The sequence below is a fragment of the Sphingomonas sp. GW821-FHT04B01 genome, from assembly GCF_059420425.1.
Genome location: NZ_JBWKTR010000006.1, coordinates 138,576 through 157,913, shown reverse-complemented (window position 1 = coordinate 157,913; position 19,338 = coordinate 138,576). Strand labels below are relative to the sequence as shown.

Genomic DNA, 19,338 nt, shown 5'->3' with positions numbered 1-19,338 from the left:
GTGGAAGCCCCCCTCCGTCACCGCTGCGCGGTGCCACCTCCCCGTACCGGGGAGGATTACCGCCCCAGTAGCACCCGTGCCTGACCGGCGATCTGCGCGAGCATCGCCGCATTGGGTTGCGCCGCGTGACGGGCGCGGTCGATCACCGCCTTGAACTGGCCGACGCGCGCCGCATTTGCCGCGAGCCAGTCGTTCACCGCGCCGCGCGGATCCGCGCCGCCGCTGCGCGCGAGGAATTCCAGCCGCTGCTGCTGGAACTCGCGCGACAGGCCGGCGAGTAGCAGCCGCTCCCACGGGTCGCTCGACACGATCCGCGCCGCGCTCGCCTGCGCCCAGTCGAGCCCCAGCGCCTGACCGAGATGGGTGAACGCCCGCGTCAGCTCGATCTCGTCGAGGCCGAGCCGCTCGCCGAGCGCCGCCAGCCCAACCGCGCCGTCGAGGTCGAACAGCCGCACGACGCGCCGCGCCAGATCGGCGGGCGCGCCCGCCGCCTCGAGCTGCGCGGCAATGCGCGCGCTCTGCGCGCTCGCCTCTTCGAGCAGCAGCGAGGCGGTCTGGCGTTCGAGCTGGGCGATGCCGGTGCCGAGCCGGTCGAGCACCGCCCCCGGCAACGTCCCCGGCGCCGCGGCGCGCAAGAGGTCGGCGATATGCGAGCGCGTCGCCACCGCGACCTCGTTGAACAGCGCGATACGCGCGCCTTCCGAAATGTCGGCGTGCTCGATCTCCGCCCATAGCGCGTCGAGGCCGAACAGCCGCTCGGCGACGACGAACATCGCCGCGATATCGGCGACCGTGGCGCCTTCCTCCTCGGCAAGCTCGAACGGGAACAGGATGCCGAGCCGGTTGACGATGCGGTTGGCGAGCTTGGTCGCGACGATCTGCGCGCGCAGCCGGTGGTCGTCGATCGCCTGCGCATAGTCGCGCCGCATCGCCGCCGGGAAGGCAGCGTGCAGATCGGGCCTGAGCTCGTCGGCCATCGCCAGCGGCGCATGTTCGATGCCGTCCTGCAACGCCAGCTTGGCGGTGGCGAGCAGCACCGCCAGTTCGGGACGGGTCAGGCCATGGCCTTCCTGCCCGCGACGCAACAGGTCCTCGTTGCCCGCCAGCCCCTCGACCGCGCGGTCGAGCCGCCCGCTGCCCTCGAAGATCTCGATGACGCGGACATAGCTGGGGATCGCCGCCGCGCCGTCCGCCTCGGCGATCGACAGCGCCAGCGTCTGCAGGCGGTTGTCCTCGAGCACCAGATGCGCGACGTCGTCGGTCATGCTGGCGAGCAGCGCGTTGCGCTCCTCGAAGCCGAGCCGGCCCTCGTTCATCTCGCGGTTGAGCGCGATCTTGATGTTGACCTCGTTATCCGAACAATCGACGCCTGCCGAATTGTCGATGAAGTCGGTGTTGATCCGCCCGCCCCGGGTCGAGAAAGCGATGCGCGCCGCCTGCGTCACGCCGAGATTGGCGCCTTCGCCGATCGCGGTGACGCGCAATTCCTCGGCATTGACGCGCAGACGGTCGTTGGCGGGATCGCCGACCGCGACGTTGTTCTCCGCCGCCGCCTTCACATAGGTGCCGATGCCGCCGAACCAGAGCAGGTCGGCGGGCGCCTTGAGGATCGCCGAGATCAGCGCGGCGGGATCGAGCTGCGTCGCAGTGATGCCGAGCGCGGCCTGCGCCTGCGGCGACAGCTTGATGACCTTCTCGCTGCGCGCCCAGACGCCGCCGCCCTCGCTGATGAGGCCGGCGTCATAATCCGCCCAGCTCGACCGCGGCAGCGCGAACATGCGCGCGCGCTCGTCCCAGCTCGCCGCCGGGTCGGGATCGGGATCGATGAAGATATGGCGGTGATCGAACGCCGCGACGATCTTGAGCGTCTTGGACAGCAGCATGCCGTTGCCGAAGACGTCGCCCGACATGTCGCCGCAGCCGACGACGGTAATCGGCTGCGTCTGCACGTCCAGCCCGCGCTCGGCGAAATGGCGCTGTACCGACACCCAAGCGCCCTTGGCGGTGATGCCCATCGCCTTGTGGTCGTAACCAACGCTGCCGCCGCTGGCGAAGGCGTCGCCCAGCCAGAAGTCGCGCTCCAGCGCCAGCGCATTGGCGACGTCGCTGAACGTCGCGGTGCCCTTGTCGGCGGCGACGACGAAATAGGGGTCCTCGCCGTCGAGCACCTGCACACCCTCGGGATGGACGACGCGACCTTCGACGATATTGTCGGTGATCGACAGCAAGGAGCGGATGAAGATCCGGTAGCTCTCGGTCCCTTCCGCCAGCCAGGCGTCGCGATCGACCGCGGGCGAGGGGAGCTGCTTGGGGTAGAAGCCGCCCTTGGCGCCGGTCGGCACGATCACCGCATTCTTGACGCGCTGCGCCTTCATCAGCCCGAGGATCTCGGTGCGGAAGTCGTCGCGCCGGTCCGACCAGCGCAGGCCGCCGCGTGCGACCGGGCCGGCGCGCAGATGGATGCCCTCGACGCGGGGGGAATAGACCCAGACCTCGCGCCACGGCACCGGTGCCGGCAGGCCGGGGATGAGATGGCTGTCGAGCTTGAACGCCAGCGCTTCCGCCGCGGCGGGGGAGAAGGCGTTGGTGCGCAGGCAGGCGGCGATCAGGTTGCGATAGGCGCGCAGGATGCGATCGTCGTCGATCGCCGACACCGCGTCGAGGCCGCGCTCGATCGCCGCGTCGCAGGCTTCCACGTCGCCCGGTCGCGCGGGATCGTGCGCGGCCTTGAAGCGCGCGATCAGCGCCTTGGTCAGCTTCGGCGCGCGACGCAGCGCGTCGACCACCGTGGTCAGGCCATAGGGCAGGCCCGCCTGGCGCAGATAGCGGAACCAGGCGCGCAGCAGCACCACCGATCGCGGCGACAGGCCGACGTCGACGATCAGCCGGTTGAACGCGTCATTCTCCGCCGCGCCCTCCAGCGCCGCGGCGATCGCGCCTTCCAGCACCGCGGCGTCGTCCGCATCGTCATTGGCGTCGGTCTCGACGACGAAGTCGTGGACGAAGGTATTGGCATCCTCGCGCAGCCGCGTCGGCAGCTCGCCGATCACGCGGAAGCCGAAATTCTCCAGGACCGGCACCGCGTCGGACAGCGCCAGCGCGCCGCCGAGCTTGTAGATTTTGAGCTGGCGATCCTCGCCCGGCACCATCGGGAAGATGCGCACCGACCGCGCATCGGGATCGTCGAGCGTCGCGACGCGCAGGATGTCGGCGGCGGCTTCGGCCGGGCTGCTGACGTTGCGGTAATTCGGCGGGAAGGCGTTGGCCCAGCGCAGCGCGAGCCGCGCCGCGCGCGCCGCCGGCACGCGCTCGGCGAGCGCCGCCTCGACGTCCGACACCCAGCCGCGCACCATCCGGCGCAGCCGTTCGGCGAGCGGTTCGGTGTCGGGCATGCGGCCGTCGCCGCGCAGGTCGATCGTATAGCGCAGCAAGGCGACGACGCCGTCGTCGAGGCTGATCGACCAGTTGAGCACGCTGCCGTTCGATGCCTCGGTCAGCATCTGTGCGATCTGCACGCGGCGCGCGGTGGTGAGGTCGTCGCGCGGCAGCCAAGCGAAGGCGAACAGATGCCGCCCAAGCGCCGAGCGCACCAGCACCAGCGCCGGCCGCGGCCGGTCGGCGAGGCTCATCGCGGTCAGCACCACCTCCTCGAGCGCCGGCGCGGGGAAGGCGACGACGAGATCGTGGGGCAAAGCGGTCAGCGCGTGGGTCAGCGCCTTGCCGGCATGGCCCTTTGGATCGAAGCCGAACTTCGCCTCGAGCGCCGACAGGCGCGCGCGCAGCACCGGCACGTCGCGCGGGCGGACGCTGAGCGCGGCGCTGGTCCACAGACCCGCGTGGATCGACAGTCCGGCCACGGTGCTCCCGTCCATCACCGGCACGATGACGAGATCGAGCGGCACGGCGCGATGCACGGTCGAGATCAGGCTCGACTTGAGCAGCAGCGGCGCCTCATTGCCCTCCTCGAACCATTGGATCGCGAGACTGCGGCTGGCCTCGGCGAGCACCGGTGTCTGGTGCGGGTTGCGCGCGAGGCCGAGCGCCTCGCCGGCGCTGCCGTCGCGCCGCCAGATCTGGTGGCCGAGCAGGGTGAACTGGCCGTCGAGGAACCATTGCAGCAGCGCCGCGCCCTCGCCCTGCGGCAGCGCCGCCTCGTCGCGCGCCATCGCCCGCTGGAGCAACGGCCAGTCGGTCACGGCAGCACGCACGTCGGCGAGCACCGCGGTGAGTTCTTCGATCAGCCCGCGCCGGTCGCGCGCATCGGCGCGCTCCAACTCGATATAGATCATCGATTCGGGCGCGCCCGCACCGCCGATATCGGTCATCGTGCCGTCGGCGTCGCGCGTCACGCGGACGACGGGGTGGATGACGCGATCGATGTCGAGGTCCAGCTCGCCGATCGCGGCGGCGATCGAATCGACCAGAAAGGGCATGTCGTCGTTGACGATCGCGAGTCGCATTCGTCGCCGCACGTCGTCGGAGGCGATCGGTTCGAGCGCGACGGCGGGCTTGCCCGATTCGCGCTTGGCGGCGGTCTGCGCGACGAACGCGGCGGCGGCGGCGCGTTCGGCGTCGCCGAAGCCCGTCAGCTCTCCCGGTAGCGCGCCCTTGGTCAGCCGGGCGGCGAGCGCCTCGGCCATGCTCTGGTTCTGGTCGGCCATGCGTCGCCTATGCTCCTGCAATCCAAGGACCTCAAGGCTTGCCGCAGTGCGAAAATAACGCGTGCGAGCAACTTTATGTGTGGTAGCTTTATAGGACACCACAGAGGTGGATGGGGGGTGCTTGATGAGAACGCCGACGATACTGTGCTGCGCGGCCGCGATCCTCGCTGCGCCGGCGATGGCGAAGGATACGGGCAGAGACGTCGAGGTACGGGTCGGTGCGCCACTCGCGCGCGCGGCGTTGCCTAAGCCGGGGACGCAGCGTTACCTGCGCTATCTCGTCAAGGACGGCCATCGCACCGCGATCGACATCTGGTCGCGGACGGTCAGCTTCGAGACACGCGACGGGCGCCGGCTTGTCCGCGTCGCGCAGCTCTGGGACGGGGCGGGGCCGAACGGCAGCGTGCGCCGCGAGGACAGTCTGATGGAGGCGGGGACGATGCGCCCGATCGAACAGGTCCGCACCATTGTGCGTGACGGCGTGACGAAGACCGCCGCCTATCGCTTCGACGGCGCGCGCGTGACGGGCATCGCCGATCGCGCCGGCAACGACGCCAGGGACTTCGCGATCGCGGGCAGCGCGCCGCTGTTCAATTTCGTGCCCGACAGCGAATGGTTCCAACAACTGCCGATGGCGGCGGGGATCAGCTTCGTCGCCAGCCTCTACGATCCCGGATCGGGCAAGCCCGATCGCTATCGCTTCACCATCGCCGGTGCGGCGCGGATCGCCGGCCCCGACGGCAAGCCGGTCGACTGCTGGCTGATGACCACCGACTATAACGCGCCCGAGCACGGACTGACGCGGATGTGGTTCGCCAAGCGCACGCAGGTGATGATCCGGCAGGAGGGCGATGCCGGCCCGCGCGGCCATTTCGTCAAGACGTTGCTACCGCCCGAAGCGGGCGACTAGGCGTCGGGCAGGCGGGCGATGCCGTCGATCGCGTCGTTGCCCGCGACGCGCTTGATGACGTCGAGCGTGCCGTCGGAGCGGGCGCGGGCGAGCAGCACGACGAATTCGTCCGCCTCCGCATCGATGGCGACGGTGCCGATCGCCGGCAACGTGCGCCATGCCGCCATCGCGCCGGCGCGGGCCGTGGTGGCATCGTCGGGGAAGGGGGCGAAGGGGGCGGGGGGCAGGTGCACCATTTCCAGCCCGCTGCTCGGACCGTCCGCCCAGATCGGCGTGGCGACCGGAACGCGTGGTGCGGCGCGGACCGCGGCGTCGAGTTCGGCGTCGAGCGTCGCCTGCGTCGCGTCGTCGACCATCTCCTTCCAGTTGATCACGCCGTAGATGAAGTCGATCGCCTCGCCGTCGGACGAGAACGGCATCAAGATGCCGCGGTACAGCGTCGTGCGGCCGCGGATGCCGACGAACTCGGCCTCGAAGCCGATCGGCGCGCGATTCGCGATGATCTGCAGATAATGGTCGGTCAGCCGCGACAGCAGCGAACGGCCCGGCACGTCGGCGATGCGGACGATGTCGCTCTCCAGCCCACATTCCCGGCGCAGCCGCTCGCCGAGGAAGGCGATCGTGGGGTCGTCGATCCCGCCGGTGAAATCGATGAGGACGCTGTGCGGCCCAAAGTCGATATGCGCCGGATCGAGATCGCCGATCTCCGGATAGGGGCGTCCCCTCAGCAGGGAAACCCAATGATTATAGGCGCGTACGTGCATGCGCCGCTCGTCGCCGCCAAGCTCGAACATCGCATCCCCGACGCCGCCCTCATCGACGTCCGGCTCGCCGGCCCCGTCGATGGCTCCGCCGATCGCCCCGTCGATGTCCAGCCGCTCGTCCTCGAAGCCGCGCGCGATACCCATGCCCAAACCCTTCATCCACCGGGCCGCACGACCCTGGTCCGGACCGCTTGTGCACGCTCCGTGGTAAACGGGTCGTAAAGCCGGCAAAGCGAAGATGCGGCGTGCTTGGGCGCTTGTCAGCGGCAATCCGACCTGTTAGGCGCACCCCCGAACGGCGTTACACCCGTATCACCCCGTGCCGCTTTAGCTCAGCTGGTAGAGCATCGCATTCGTAATGCGGGGGTCACAGGTTCGAGTCCTGTAAGCGGCACCACTTCCTTCCTTTTGTAAACGATCACTTGTCCGGCACCCTGTGAGGCGATCGTCGGCCTGCGAGCCGAGGATCGTAAACTTGGGCAAGGAAAACTCGGTGCATGGCTTTCCGCCCACGAGTTTCAAGCGCTTCGACTGCGAGAGGTGCATAAGCGAGGCTTAAGCGCATTGAGGGCCCTCCGATCGAAGGAAGTAATGCACGGGGCGAAAGCCATATTCCTTACCGACCCCTGCGCTCTAACCGATGCGGAGGTGAGACAAGAGCGCAGGGATTAATGAGGCACGCGTTCTCAGTCGCACACCGCCGGATCGAAGCCAGTGCGACGATCAGCGCCTACGCATCGCCAAAGCGGTTGCAGCCCGTGATCCTTCATCATAGTTTCGTCGTTACGCCGAGCGTATAGCGACGGCCGATCTGGTCGTAATAATCTGCGTAGACGTAGCCGAGAGAACCGGCCGTCGTCTGATCGAGCAGGTTCTTCACGTTGAACTGGATGCGAAACCGGTCGTTCAAGTTCGCGCCGAAGGACAGATCGACGTTTTGCAGCGCCGGATAGCGCGTCAGCGAATATTGCTCTGCCGTAGCCGGCAATCCGCTGACGAAAATCCGCGTCGCGCTCTGCACGTTCCACGTCAATTGCCCGAAAAATCCACCCTGGGAGTAGAGCGCGGACAGTTGCGTCTTCCACTTCGGACGATCGAGCGAACCGGCTGATTCGTAATCGTCGCCAGTTGCGAACTGGCCGGCTGACGAGGTGCGATAGGTGATGAGATGGTAGGCGCTCCCGCTCAGCGTCAGCCGCCCTTGGCCCAGTTCGATCGGATAACGCCCGGTCAGGTTGAGCGCATGGATCTTGATCGCGCCGAGGTTGAGGAAGCCGACGTTGAACCCGTTGGCGAACTGGAACTGCGCATCGCGCGAGAACAGTCCGCAGGTATTGATGCCGACCTGCGGCGCCGAATTGGGATAGGTCGGGCTGTCGTAACAGGTCTGCACGACCTTCGAGAGATTGGTCGGCGTGATCGTATCCTGCAACAGCAGATCGATATAATCTGCTGTCAGGCTCAACCCCGGAATGAACCGTGGCGTCACGATCGCGCCCACCGTCCAGCTCTTGCCGCGCTCGGGCTTCAGATCGGGCGTCCCCGAATAGGTGCCCAACAGGCTGCTGCCCGAGGGGGTGAAATTGGCGAGGAAGGTGGCGGCGCTGTTTTGATCGCTGGCAAAGCCTGCCGCGATCACCGCCGCGCGGCAGTTGGCAGCCCGGATCGTCGGCACCTGGCCCGCGCCGATATTGACGGGACCGCACAGGTCTGGCGTCGAGGTGAAAGTCGGTTGGCCACTAAGGAACAATTCGACGATTGAAGGCTGGCGAACAGAGCGCGTATAGTTGCCGCGGAAGGTGATGTCGCGGATCGGCTGCCATTCGCCGGCCAGCGAATAGATCGTCTGCGGTTTGCCGTGCGCCTTGGGTGACACCAATGCGCCGGCCAGCGTCCGGTACGTGTCGGACGCCCCGCTCTGCTGCGTCACTCGCACCGCCGGCTTGAAATCGAGGTGGCCGAGGAACGGCAGGAAGTCGGGACCAGCGATCGGGGCGACCAGTTCGCCGCCAACTTCATAGGTCGTCGTATGGCCGCGGGTATTGGCTGACGGTGCAAGCCGGCTGCGACCGAGGATGTTCAGCTCGTTGGAGGAGAAATCCGCCTCGTCGCGCCGATATTCGCCGGCGGCATTGAACAGCAATGCGCCGGCGGGCAGGTCGAACAGCCCGCCACCGAACGTCGCCTGCAAAAACGTCTGTTGCGAGACGTTGCGGAAGATCGTCGGCGAGGTGACATAGGCTTTCGATTCCGCCGACATATTGTTGTCGCCGAACGGATTGAGCGGGCGGCATGCGTCAATCAGGCTTTGCGTGATGACCGGCGTGACGAGCGTCTGCGTCGGTATGCCGTCGGCGCCGCGAACCCGTGTAAGATTCTCTGCGGTACCGATTGGGGTGCGGCCGAGATACTGGCCGGGATAGAGCTGCGCACGGCAGATGATATTGCCGTTGGCGATGCCGGTCGTCGCCTGCCCCTGATCGACCGCATCGAGTGCGAGCTGATATTCGAGGTCGGCGATCGATCGCATGCGCGTCGTCTGCACCGATCGCCCGAAGGTACCGGATACCTCGGCATTCCAGGCCTTGCCGAGCAACTCGAACCGCGACCGCAATCCACCGACGAGACGATAGGTCTCCTGATGATTGGTGATTTCGTTCGCACCGAGAATATCCTGGTTCGGTCGGGTAAGGAGAAAATTACCATTATTCGCCGCTGTCGGCGAAATCCCGACCGACGCCAGAACCGCCCGATTCTGCGCCGTCAGATACGGGTTGTTATAATTGACCAGCAGCGGCGCATATTCGGGAGACGAGGCGATGTAGTTTTGCGATCCGCCGATATTGCCGAGCGAACGGTTTAGCACGTTCGCGTAATTGTTCTCGGTGAAGACGCTGATCTCGTCGTTGAGATCGAAATGGCCCAGGAAATTGAGGATGTAGCGGTCCTGCTGCGTGCGCAGCACGGTATTTTCCAATGCGCGGCGCAGACCGCCATTGCCGCCGATCGACGAGCTGACCGTCAGCGGCGTGTTCGGACCGACCGGCCCCGTGAAGCGGATCTCGCGCAGCGATCCATCGGGGTTGAACTCGAGCGGCACCGCGCGGAACGGCAGCACCTGGTTGACGGGGACCTGGACCGTGCCGCCATTGACCTTGACGTTGACCAGCGTTGTGTCCGTGTTGGCGACGCGTGGCACCAGAGGGTCGAAGGTGCCGATATAATAATTGACGTTGACGCCGGGATTGGCCGCAAAGAATTCGCGCGCGGTGAAGCGGTTCGCCTGAAGCGTGTTGATCGCGAGGAGGTTGAGGGCAGAGCCATATTGGCTTGCGGTCTGCCCGCCGGTTTGCGCCGGCGGCACGATGCCATAGGCCGCGAACACTTGTGCCGCCGTGACGTTGGAAGGCAGCGCCGTGGGCGCGAAGGTGGTGAACGGCACATTGGCGGCCTGCGTCGTGCGACCGTTCAAACCGTTGCCGGAGATCGCGTCGGCCCCCGGACCGCCCTTGATAATCTGGGCGCCGGTGGTCGCGAAATAGCCGTCGTTGAGCGTCGATATCGTCGTGCGCCGCCCGGACGCGTCGGTGGCTGCGATCGCGAAACCCACCGGCGCGATGCCGTTGGCGAAGGTGATGAAATTGCTGGTCCGCCGCGCGGCCCCGTTGCCGCTCGTGATCGGCGTATACGGTGCATAGAAATTGCTGCTGGCGGTGCTCAACACCGTACCGGGGTTGCTGTAGGTCTGGTTGACGAACCCCAGCCCGAAGCGCGAGCTCGGTTGACCGTCATCGGTCGAGCGGAGGAAGGCGCCGTTGTTGAGGTTGGCGACGTCGACGAAGGCAGTCGGCGCGAAGGCGGGGTTGCGGACGCCGCCATTGAACGGATTGGTATATGAACCGGGGCGGGCAAGGCGGAAATCGCGCGCCGTCGCCTGCAAACCGTCGTTGCGGGTATATTCGGCCGAGAAAACGACGTTTCCCCGTCCGCCGGCGATGTTCCTGCCGACGATGGCGCTTGCCTGATATTGACCGGCATCGCCGCGGTCGGTGATGCCGGTCAGGCCGCGTACCTCGAACCCCTCATATTTGTCCTTGAGGACGTAGTTGACCACGCCAGCGATGGCATCCGTGCCATAGACCGCGGCGCCGCCGACGGTCAGTATGTCCACCCGGTCGATCAGCGTCGACGGGATGACGTTGACGTCGACCTGGCTGCCGGTTGCATTGTTGGCGACGAACAGGGATGCGGCGTTGCCCGAAACGAAGCGGCGGCCGTTGACAAGCGTCAGGGTGCGCGCGGTGCCGAGATCGAGCAGGTCGACGAACGCCGCGCCGAGGCTGGCGGTCTGGCCGCCGTTATTGCCGTCTAGCGGGCTGGCGCCCGGACCGATCAGCGGATTGTCGTTGAGCGCCTCCAGCGCGTTGGTGAAGCCGCGGTTCTGGATCTGCTGACCGGAAATTTGCGCGCCAGGCAGCACGCCGCTCGTCTCCGGCCGCGCGATCCGTGAACCGGTCACGACGATCTCGCCGTCGCGCGCTTCGGTACCATCGGCACCTTCGCCCGGTTCGGCTGCGGACGGCGTGGTACGGGCCCCCGTCGGTGGTGTGGATTGTGCTGCTGCCGGCGTGGCGAGCAGCGTCAAGGACGCCAGCGCAGTGGCGGAAAGGTATCTCGTTATCATAATGTCCCCCAGCATGGTGCGAGGTTCCCAGCCTCACACCGCGCGCCGAGGATGCCGCCGCAGCAAGTGCGCGCAACAAACATCTATTAAGTCCGTTGTGAACCCATTCTATCTGGCTCACATCCGGTCCCGCATCGACCACATGTGCCGCTGTGCCTTGACGGCTGTGTGGCGATAGCGATTGGGGCTTCAGAATTTGTGTTTTAGCCTGAGCATGACGACGCCGTGAGGGGCGACTTGCGCGGCGTAACGGTTCGTGTGCCTGCCAACGTCCTTTTGCATCCAGAGATCGCGTACCTGCATCCGCACCGATGCGGGCAATCCCAGCATCGTCCAGTCGGCGGCGATCGTCGCGGGCGTTTCGCCGCGGTTGAACAGCAAGATCGCCCGGCCCCCGTCCGCCATGGGTTTGGACCAGACTTCGCGATCACCGTCTTTCCACACGCGGTGGCCCTGAACACCCGCTGCGTCCTGATCGACCGCGATGACGTCGGCGTTGAGCAGGATTGCGCGTGTCGGCTGGTCCATGTGGACGACGTCGTTGCCCGCGATCAGCGGCGCGGCCATCATCGCCCAGAGCGCGAAATGCGCGCGATATTCGATGTCGGTCATGCCGCCGTTGCCGACCTCCAGCATGTCGGGGTCGTTCCAATGGCCCGGTCCGGCATACGGCCACAGCGGCTCATTCATGTCGGCGATCGACGCCACGCCCCAGCTATAGCCGTGATGCCCGGTCCATTTGTCCGTGATGTCGCCGGTCGTCCGCCACATGTTGCCGATCTTGGACGCCCACAGCCACGGCCTGGAATTGCCCCATTCGCAGATCGAGAACAGGATGTCGCGACCCGAAGCGCGGAGCGCGTCCGCCATCAGGGCATAGGCTTCCTCGGCATTGCGAACGCCCGTCGAGCACCAATCGTATTTGAGATAGTCGACGCCCCAGCGCGCATATTGCAGCGCGTCCTGATATTCGTGCCCCTGGCTGCCGGGGCGGCCACCGCACGTCTTCGTGCCGGCATCCGAATAGATGCCGAACTTCAGCCCTTTGGCATGAACGTAATCCGACAGCGCCTTCATCCCGCTCGGGAAGCGCGCCTTGTCCTCGGTGATGAAGCCGTTCGCGTCGCGCGTGCCGTGCCAGCAATCGTCGATGACGACGTAGCGATATCCCGCCGCCTTCATGCCGTTGGACGCGATCGCGTCGGCGGTGGCGCGGATGGTCGCTTCGTCGACCTTGCAGGCGAACTTGTTCCAGCTGTTCCAGCCCATCGGCGGCGTCGGTGCGAGGCCGTTCGCGACCCGCTTCGGGTCCTTCGACGGCGCCAATGTGTTCGGGTCGAGATCCAGCACCTCCTGCGCCGACGACGGGGTGGCGGCCTGCACCAGCACGGCAGCCATGACCTGGAACAACGTCTTTCTGAGCACGGCTGACCTTCCATTCTCGTGTGATTGCATGTGCGTCGTCGGTCCGCGCAGCGCCGGCCGCCGCCCCGCGGCGCCTCGGCCGGGCGCCGATGTGACGAGGGATCGCGCGGTGATGCGCTCAGGGATAGGCGACATGCCCCTGGATGCGCTCCTCGGACGTGAAGGTCGACATCGGCAGGCCTGCCGCATTGTAGAGGTTGACGGGCACGACATTGGCCCAATTGTAGCGCACGTAGCGGGGCTGCTGGACCGGCCCGGTGACCATCACTGTGTCGCCTTCGATCCGCGCGGTCGCCGCGACGAAGGTGCGGTTCGCGCCGGCGATCTCGAAACCGCTCACCGGTGCGCCGCGGCTGGTCAATCCTGCGCCATGGTCGAACCAGATGCGCATCCCGCCCGGCTCGCCGGTCGCCTGGCGGAACAACGGGCCTTCATAGGCGACGCGTTCCCCATAAGCGACGTTGCGTGCGGCGAGCGCGAGCCGGGCGGCGACGGTCTGCTTGTCGCCCGGGTGCACATTGCCGGGATCACCGACATCGGTGGTCACCGCCATCGCGGTGTCAACCAAATCCAGCGCACGGCGTTGCGCGTCGCGCACCAGGCCCCATTTCTCGGCCGGCGAATCGAACGACGAAATCTGTGCGTAGAGGAAGGGGAACGAGCCTTGCGCGAAATTGTGTCGCCAGTCGCTGATCAGGCCGCGGAACAGGTCGGCGTAATAAGGCGCGCGCGCAACGTTGCTGTTGGTCTCGCCCTGATACCAGATCACGCCCTTGATGCCGTAGCCGGTGAACGGCGCGACCATCGCGTTGTAGAGCGCCGACGGCCGGTATGCCTCCTCCGGCGGGTGCCAGGGATGGGTCGGCGGCGTGCCGCCGGTGGCGCGGATGGCGGCGTCCTCCCGCGCTTCGGCGGCGAGGGCGAGGTCGGCATCGGTCTGGTCCTGCTGGAAACGCGCGCGCGCATCGATCGCCGGGGCGAGCGCCGCATTGGTCGCGAAGGCGTCGGTCGATACCCAGCTGTCGGCGGGCGTTCCGCCCCAGGTCGAATCGATCACGCCGACCGTCACGTGCTCGCGTGCCGCGATCTCGCGCGCGAAGAAATAGCCGATCGCCGAAAAGTCGGTCGCCGTCGCCGGCGTGGTGGCCGTCCACGTCGCGTCGATGTCGCGCAGCGGGACGGTGCTGGCCTTGTGCGCGACGTGGAGGAGCCGGACGCGCGGGTTCGTCGCGGCGGCGATCTCGGCCGCGGCGTTCTTCAACGGCGCCCCGTCGAAGCCCTTGAGCGGGAACTCCATGTTCGACTGGCCCGAGGCGAACCAGACGTCCCCCAGCATGATGTCCTGGACCCGCACCGCGCCCTCGGTCGCGCCGCCGTCGACGGAGAGGACATACGGCCCGCCCGCCGCAGCGGGCTTCAGCCACACCTCCCACCGGCCGAGCCGGTCTGCGACCGCCGTCGCGCGCTGGTCGTGCAAGGCGACGGCGATGGTCGCCCCCGCCGTGGCCCAACCCCAGATATGCAGCGGCCGATCGCGTTGCAGCACGGCATGGTCGCTGAACAGATGCGGCAGCCTGAGCTGCGCGGCGGCTGGCGACGCCGTGACAGCGGCGAGCACGGCGGTGGCGAGCAGGCGTATCATCATAGGTCTCTCCGGGCGTCCCGGCCTGACGGTCGCGCCGGATATCGGCGCAGCCTATCAGCATGCGGGCAACGGGCTAGTGGGATTGCGAAACGCCGCATCGACCGGCGGTTCGCAACGACCCTGGCGAGCGCGTCCCGGCAGCGGGACGCCGCACGGTTCGGGTCACCGAATCGCAACGTCTCCCGCCGCGACGTTCCAGCCCCGCAGGGTCAGCCCGGTCGCCTGGCCGCCGGTCCTGGGATAACGCACCTCGAGACGACGTTCCTCCCCGGGCAGCAGCGCGACGTAATTGTCGCTGTAGAAGGCCGGGAGAACCCGCGTGCCGTGCATGTCGACCAAGGTGAGCTTGGCGCTGAGCGCGGGGACGGCCGTGTTATTGGCGAGGGTCACCGTCACCACCCGATCGTCGCCGTCGTCCCGCGTCGCCGCGGCCGATGCGGTCAGCGCTACGGCCTGTAGGTCGTTCAGCGCGCGATAGGCGGCCTCGTCCTTGCCGCGCCAGTAGAAGTTTTCGGCAACGATCCGTCCCGAGGCGTCGGACATCTCGATCCTGACGAGCAGCATCGGATGCGCGGCGAACAGCCGATCCAGCGGAATGGCGGCGAGGGGGGTGGCGGCGTTGGCGGCGGCGTTCACCCGGTCCTCGCGCGAGAACAATTCGGCATTGTCGAGGCCGACGACGCGGGTGCAGACGCGCAGGCCGGCGCGTGCCTCGCGCGTGGTGTTGAGCACGACCAGTTCGTTGCCCGGCAGGTTGAGCTGGACGTGCAGCGGCTCCGCCGCCTTCTTCGCGCCGTAGTAAGCGGCGTGGGTGTCGTAGTCGGAGCTGTAGATCTGCCAGGTGTTCGATGGCCAGGCGGGATGGGTCATCCACAGCAGCCGCCCGGAATTCCTGGTCCAGAGATGACCGAGGAACCCCTCGTACATCGCCTTGTGCGTTTCCAGATTCATCATCTGCGCCTTGCGCTCGAAATCGGCGAAGCTCGTCGCGGGACCGAACATCGTGTCGAGTGCCACCATGAACGTCTTGGTGTCGCCGTTCCCGCTGACGTGCCAGTCGTGGTAGGCGAGCGTGTCGCTGAGCGGCCAGGTCTCGCTGTCGGGCATCGTGGCTCGGACCGATTCCAGCGTCGACAGCGACGGCGTTCCCGTCTCCACCGAGAAGCCGGTGGCTAGTCCGGTGAAATAGCCCACGGGCGGGCGGTAATTATAGGGGCCGGACCCCTGCAGGTTGATGACGTTGGAGCTGCCGGTGAACCAGCGGGTGCCGTCCTCGCGCGCGATGACGTCGTCCAGACCTTCGTTGAGCGCTGGATAGGGCACGCCTTCGTTGCGGCCGAACCACAGGATGATCGACGGATGGTTACGGTAGCGTCGCACCACGTCGTCGGCATTGCTGAGGAACAGTTGCGGGTCCTGCGGCTCGACCTGCGCATTTTGGGTCGACTGCCAGAAGTCGTTCAGGATCATCATGCCGTTCTCGTCGGCGAGATCGTAGAATTCCTCTTCGGTGTTGTTGCCCATCCAGTTGCGGATCACATTCATATGCGCCTCCTTCTGCAACCGGAAATATGGCGCCAGCCGCTCGCGGCTGACGCGCTTCATGGCGTCGTCCATCCCCCAATTGCCGCCGCGTGCGGCGATCGGCACGCCGTTGACACGGATCGTCAGATGCGGTTCCGGCATGGTCGTCGCGACCGACGTCACCGCGGGTGATCGCTCGCCGGCTACGGTCAGCGATTCCGCCCAGCCGTTGGGGGATTGCTTGATCGCCTCATGACGGATGTCGAGCAACCGCTCGCCACGCAGGCTGCCATCGGTGAATTGCACGTTGACCCGGCGCAGGGCCCCCGCGGTGTCGAACAGCGACAGATCATAACTCACCTCGCGCATTCCGAAGCGATCGGTGCGGGTATCGGAGATCCGGCCATCGGCCAGCGCCTCGAGCGAGAGCTGGTACAGCGCCTGTTCGCCATAGCCGTTCGGCCACCACAATCTGGGGTTGGCGACGTGCAACTGGGCGAAGTCACCCGGGGTGAACGCCACCTGGCTTTCGCCGGGCGCCGCGGTCACCGTCTTCTCGACGCGGACGTCGCCGAAGGCGGCGCGTACGGTCACCTGGCGTGGTGTCGCGCCATCGTTGCGGATCGGTACGGTGACATAAACGTCGGCGCGATCGGTGCGCGGCAACGGCAGGTCGGTCACGACATGCGGGTCGAGCAGCCGTATGTCGCCGTGCGCGAGCAGATCGACCGGGCGCCACAACCCGGTGTCGCGGTCGCGGATGCCCGGAATCCAGTCCCAGCCCTCCGTCGCGACGAACGTCGGCCCGTCGATCGCGAGTTGACCGCCATTTTCCCCGACGCCGCCGCTGATCGATTGTTCGTGAGGGATGCCGGGGTGCGGCGGTGGCGAAACGCGGACCGCCAGCACGTTTTCGCCGGCAACGGGGGTCAGGTCGAACTGGCCGCGGATGAACGCCCCGCGCGTATCGCCGAGCTTGCGGCCGTTGGCCCATATGTCGGCGGCGTAGTTGATGCCGCCGAACACCAGGGTCAGCCGCTTGCCGGCCGCCTCCGCCGGCACCGTGAAGCTGGTGCGGTACCAATAATCCTGGCGCGCGAGGCTTTCGGGGATCCTGAGGTTGTTGAGGCCGTAATAGGGGTCGGGATAGACGCCGCGGTCGACCAGCGTGGTCAGCACCGTGCCGGGCACGGTCGCGGGACGCCAGGTACCGCTCGCACGCCCGGGCCGGGACAGCGCCGCGCCGTCCTCGCGAACCTCGGGCGCGGCGGCGAGTTGCCAGCCATTGACCCGCCAGCGTCCGTCGCTGGCCCGCGCCAGACCGGTGGGTGGCAACGGCAGCCGCACCGCCGGCGGCGTCGTCGCGACGCCCCGCGCCCGTGGCAGCGTCCAGGCATCCTGCTGCTGGGTGAGGCCGATGTTCGCCTGCTTCTGGAAGGGCCAGCCGACGCCGACCTGCCAGAATTGCACCGAGGCGAAATCCGGCCGATCGCGAGCCGCGGCGGCGATCTCGCTCGCGCCTCGCGCGGCGGGGATGAAGCGCGCATCGGCGAGCGATCCGCCGAAATGCCGCAGCGCGTCGCCCGCGCCGACGACCGGGGCGATCGCCAGCCGCGGCGCGACCCCGGACGGGCGGCTCGCCCGCGTCGCGACGGCGCGACCGTCGACATAGAGCGTGAGCGTCCGGCCGTCCGCGACCGCCGCGACCTGCGTCCAGCGGCCGGCGGCAAGCCTGCCGCCGCCGGTCATCCGCACCGCGCCGTCCGTGACGCTCAACCGGCCGTCGATCAGGCCGAGGCAACGGCAGGCGCCGAGCGGGTCGCCGACGGCGATCAGGATGCCGTTGGCCGCGCTCGCATCGGGGCGCACCCATGTGGAGAGCGTCCATGATGCGCCCGGCGCGACCGCGTCGCCGGCCTTGTCGAGGGGGCGCTCGACCCCGATGCCCCCGGCCAGGATAGCGACATTGTAGGGACCGGCGTTGGCGATGACGCCCGCGGTGCCGGCCGCAGGGACCTGTGCGGCGAGCGGCAAGGGCAGGACGGCCCCGAGCAGCAGGGTGGCGATAAGCGGCGGTGATCGCATCATAATCCTCTCTGATGGCGTGCGGTCGTCGCCGGCGCCTTATCATCCGGATACGCTGCATCCGGTCGCTCCCCTCGACCTATACTCTGTACGGCGACATGCAACGTCGGACGATCACGGCATGCTTGGCGTCCGCCTGCGACGGGCTGGCTCCTCCTCGCGCTCACGAGATGTGGCCCGATCGAGCGTCCAGATTCTTGGAGCCGCCGTGTCGTGACTCACGATCGGCGCGGTATCGGATGGAGAGAGCCGGTGGCGGCAAGCCAAGCAGCGATTTTGCTCAAGACGACTCGTCATGGTGAGCGTAGGCTTCAGCATGGCCGACTGAGTCGGAACCTCTCATCGGGCATGCAGCCTCTGCCCGCCTCCGTCAAAAGGGGCGGGCACTTTTCATAGCCCCACCGCCGCAGCGGCCGGGCGCAGAGCGCTCACCCCCGCTGGTTGAGCATCACCCCTGCAATCAGGGCCACGTTGCTGGCAATGAACGCACCGAGCACGATGTAGCAGGTCATTGGTGTTCTCCCTCGCGACGGATCGTAACCGCGAAGGGTAACCAGATCGTAAGCGGCGAAGCGGGGTAAGGTGCCGGCGCTGCGGCCAACGCCGTATGGCATGCGCCACGACCCCTTATCCATCAGCCGCTTAGCGCGGCGTTTCGACGTAGACTCCGGCCGCAGCACCTTGCTGTACGTGCAGAAGGACGTCGTCATGACCCTCGAATATCCCCCCGTCGTACCCGTTCAGCGGAGGACGCAATCCGGTCCGGTCGCGGCCGAGCTTCCCCATCAGCCGATCCGGCGCGCGCCGTTCGACCTGACCGATCTGGAGACCGAGTTCGATCCCGACCTCGGCACGTTGTGGACCTATATGCGCCAGCGCAGCCGGCCGAGCTTCAATCCCGGTCTGCTCGCCGCGTTCGACCAATGGCAGGACGATATCGTCGCGGCGCATGGCTCGGGCGCGATGCCGATCCGCTATCTGGTACTCGGCTCGCGCTTTCCCGGCGTCTTCTCGCTGGGCGGCGATCTCGACCTGTTCGCCACGCACATCCGGCACGGCGATCGCGACGCCCTGGTCCGCTACGGCCGGGCTTGCGTCCGCATCCTCCATCGCAACATGCTCAGCCTCGAACGGCCGATCATCACCATCGGGCTGGTCGAGGGCGACGCGTTGGGCGGCGGCTTCGAGGCCTTGCTGTCGTTCAACGTCGTCATCGCCGAGCGCGGCACCAGTTTCGGCCTGCCCGAAACCAATTTCGGGCTGTTCCCAGGGATGGGGGCGCATTGCTTCCTGTCGCGGCGACTCGGTTCGGCGCGGGCCGAGCAGATGATCCTCAGCGGCCGCTCGTACAGCGCGGAGGAACTCTACGACCTCGGCATCATCCACGCGCTCGCCGATCCGGGGCGGGGGCGTGCCGAGGTGGAGACCTACATCCGCCAGAACCGGCGGCGGCACAGCGGCCATTGCGCGATCTACGAGGCGTCGCGCTCGGTCAACCCGCTGCCGCTCGCCGAGCTGGAGGCGGTGGTCGACCTGTGGGCCGATGCGGCGCTGCGGCTCAACGAGACCGACCTCAAGCTGATGCGCCGTCTGGTCGGCGCGCAATCGCGCCTGCTCGACAAAGCGGTGGCCTGAGCCAT

The 19,338-nt window shown here is 67.3% G+C and carries 9 protein-coding genes and 1 tRNA gene; 3 read left to right on the top strand and 7 right to left on the bottom strand.

Going from position 1 to position 19,338, the window contains the following annotated elements; all coding sequences use genetic code 11:
* Positions 1–56: 56 nt before the first annotated feature.
* Entirely contained in the window at positions 57–4,661 is a 4,605-nt protein-coding gene (locus AC07UH_RS14940) for an NAD-glutamate dehydrogenase (RefSeq protein WP_495180874.1), read from the bottom strand.
* 124 nt (positions 4,662–4,785) lie between these two features.
* On the opposite strand from AC07UH_RS14940, the gene AC07UH_RS14935 reads away from it, so the two are divergent.
* A complete protein-coding gene (locus AC07UH_RS14935; protein WP_495180873.1) occupies positions 4,786–5,571 on the top strand; it encodes a DUF3108 domain-containing protein in 786 nt (261 codons plus the stop codon).
* Here the strand turns inward: AC07UH_RS14935 and AC07UH_RS14930 are convergent.
* Positions 5,568–6,479: a PAS domain-containing protein gene (locus AC07UH_RS14930; protein ID WP_495180872.1), complete on the bottom strand. Its 912-nt coding sequence runs from the start codon at positions 6,477–6,479 to the stop codon at positions 5,568–5,570. The two genes, AC07UH_RS14935 and AC07UH_RS14930, sit on opposite strands and share 4 nt — an antisense overlap.
* Before the next feature lie 177 nt (positions 6,480–6,656).
* Here AC07UH_RS14930 and AC07UH_RS14925 point away from each other — a divergent pair.
* Positions 6,657–6,732, top strand: a tRNA-Thr gene (locus tag AC07UH_RS14925).
* Between the two features lie 372 nt (positions 6,733–7,104).
* On the opposite strand, the gene AC07UH_RS14920 is transcribed toward AC07UH_RS14925, so the two are convergent.
* The 5 genes from AC07UH_RS14920 to AC07UH_RS14900 form a co-directional block, all read right to left on the bottom strand.
* The gene (locus AC07UH_RS14920; RefSeq protein WP_495180871.1) at positions 7,105–11,019 is read right to left on the bottom strand and encodes a TonB-dependent receptor domain-containing protein; all 3,915 of its coding nucleotides are present in this window, start codon (positions 11,017–11,019) and stop codon (positions 7,105–7,107) included.
* A 189-nt stretch (positions 11,020–11,208) separates the two neighbouring features.
* Positions 11,209–12,444, bottom strand: a complete 1,236-nt coding sequence (locus tag AC07UH_RS14915; protein WP_495180870.1) for a glycoside hydrolase family 27 protein — start codon at positions 12,442–12,444, stop codon at positions 11,209–11,211.
* A gap of 118 nt (positions 12,445–12,562) precedes the next feature.
* A complete protein-coding gene (locus tag AC07UH_RS14910) occupies positions 12,563–14,089 on the bottom strand; it encodes a sialate O-acetylesterase (protein WP_495180869.1) in 1,527 nt (508 codons plus the stop codon).
* Positions 14,090–14,251: 162 nt separating this feature from the next.
* Positions 14,252–17,698, bottom strand: coding sequence for a glycosyl hydrolase 2 galactose-binding domain-containing protein (locus AC07UH_RS14905; protein ID WP_495193953.1), 3,447 nt, complete (start codon positions 17,696–17,698; stop codon positions 14,252–14,254).
* Positions 17,699–18,126: 428 nt separating this feature from the next.
* The gene (locus tag AC07UH_RS14900) at positions 18,127–18,408 is read right to left on the bottom strand and encodes a hypothetical protein (protein WP_495180867.1); all 282 of its coding nucleotides are present in this window, start codon (positions 18,406–18,408) and stop codon (positions 18,127–18,129) included.
* Here AC07UH_RS14900 and AC07UH_RS14895 point away from each other — a divergent pair.
* The gene (locus tag AC07UH_RS14895; RefSeq protein ID WP_081974544.1) at positions 18,407–19,333 is read left to right on the top strand and encodes a crotonase/enoyl-CoA hydratase family protein; all 927 of its coding nucleotides are present in this window, start codon (positions 18,407–18,409) and stop codon (positions 19,331–19,333) included. The two genes, AC07UH_RS14900 and AC07UH_RS14895, sit on opposite strands and share 2 nt — an antisense overlap.
* Positions 19,334–19,338: the final 5 nt, after the last annotated feature.

Excerpts from the sequence above, each read along its gene's own strand:
- AC07UH_RS14935 (WP_495180873.1), top strand. The coding sequence starts at position 4,786 with ATGAGAACGCCGACGATACTGTGCTGCGCGGCCGCGATCCTCGCTGCG.
- AC07UH_RS14930 (WP_495180872.1), bottom strand. The coding sequence starts at position 6,479 with ATGGGTATCGCGCGCGGCTTCGAGGACGAGCGGCTGGACATCGACGGG.
- AC07UH_RS14900 (WP_495180867.1), bottom strand. The coding sequence starts at position 18,408 with ATGACGACGTCCTTCTGCACGTACAGCAAGGTGCTGCGGCCGGAGTCT.
- AC07UH_RS14910 (WP_495180869.1), bottom strand. The coding sequence starts at position 14,089 with ATGATGATACGCCTGCTCGCCACCGCCGTGCTCGCCGCTGTCACGGCG.
- AC07UH_RS14920 (WP_495180871.1), bottom strand. The coding sequence starts at position 11,019 with ATGATAACGAGATACCTTTCCGCCACTGCGCTGGCGTCCTTGACGCTG.
- AC07UH_RS14905 (WP_495193953.1), bottom strand. The coding sequence starts at position 17,698 with ATGCGATCACCGCCGCTTATCGCCACCCTGCTGCTCGGGGCCGTCCTG.
- AC07UH_RS14940 (WP_495180874.1), bottom strand. The coding sequence starts at position 4,661 with ATGGCCGACCAGAACCAGAGCATGGCCGAGGCGCTCGCCGCCCGGCTG.
- AC07UH_RS14895 (WP_081974544.1), top strand. The coding sequence starts at position 18,407 with ATGACCCTCGAATATCCCCCCGTCGTACCCGTTCAGCGGAGGACGCAA.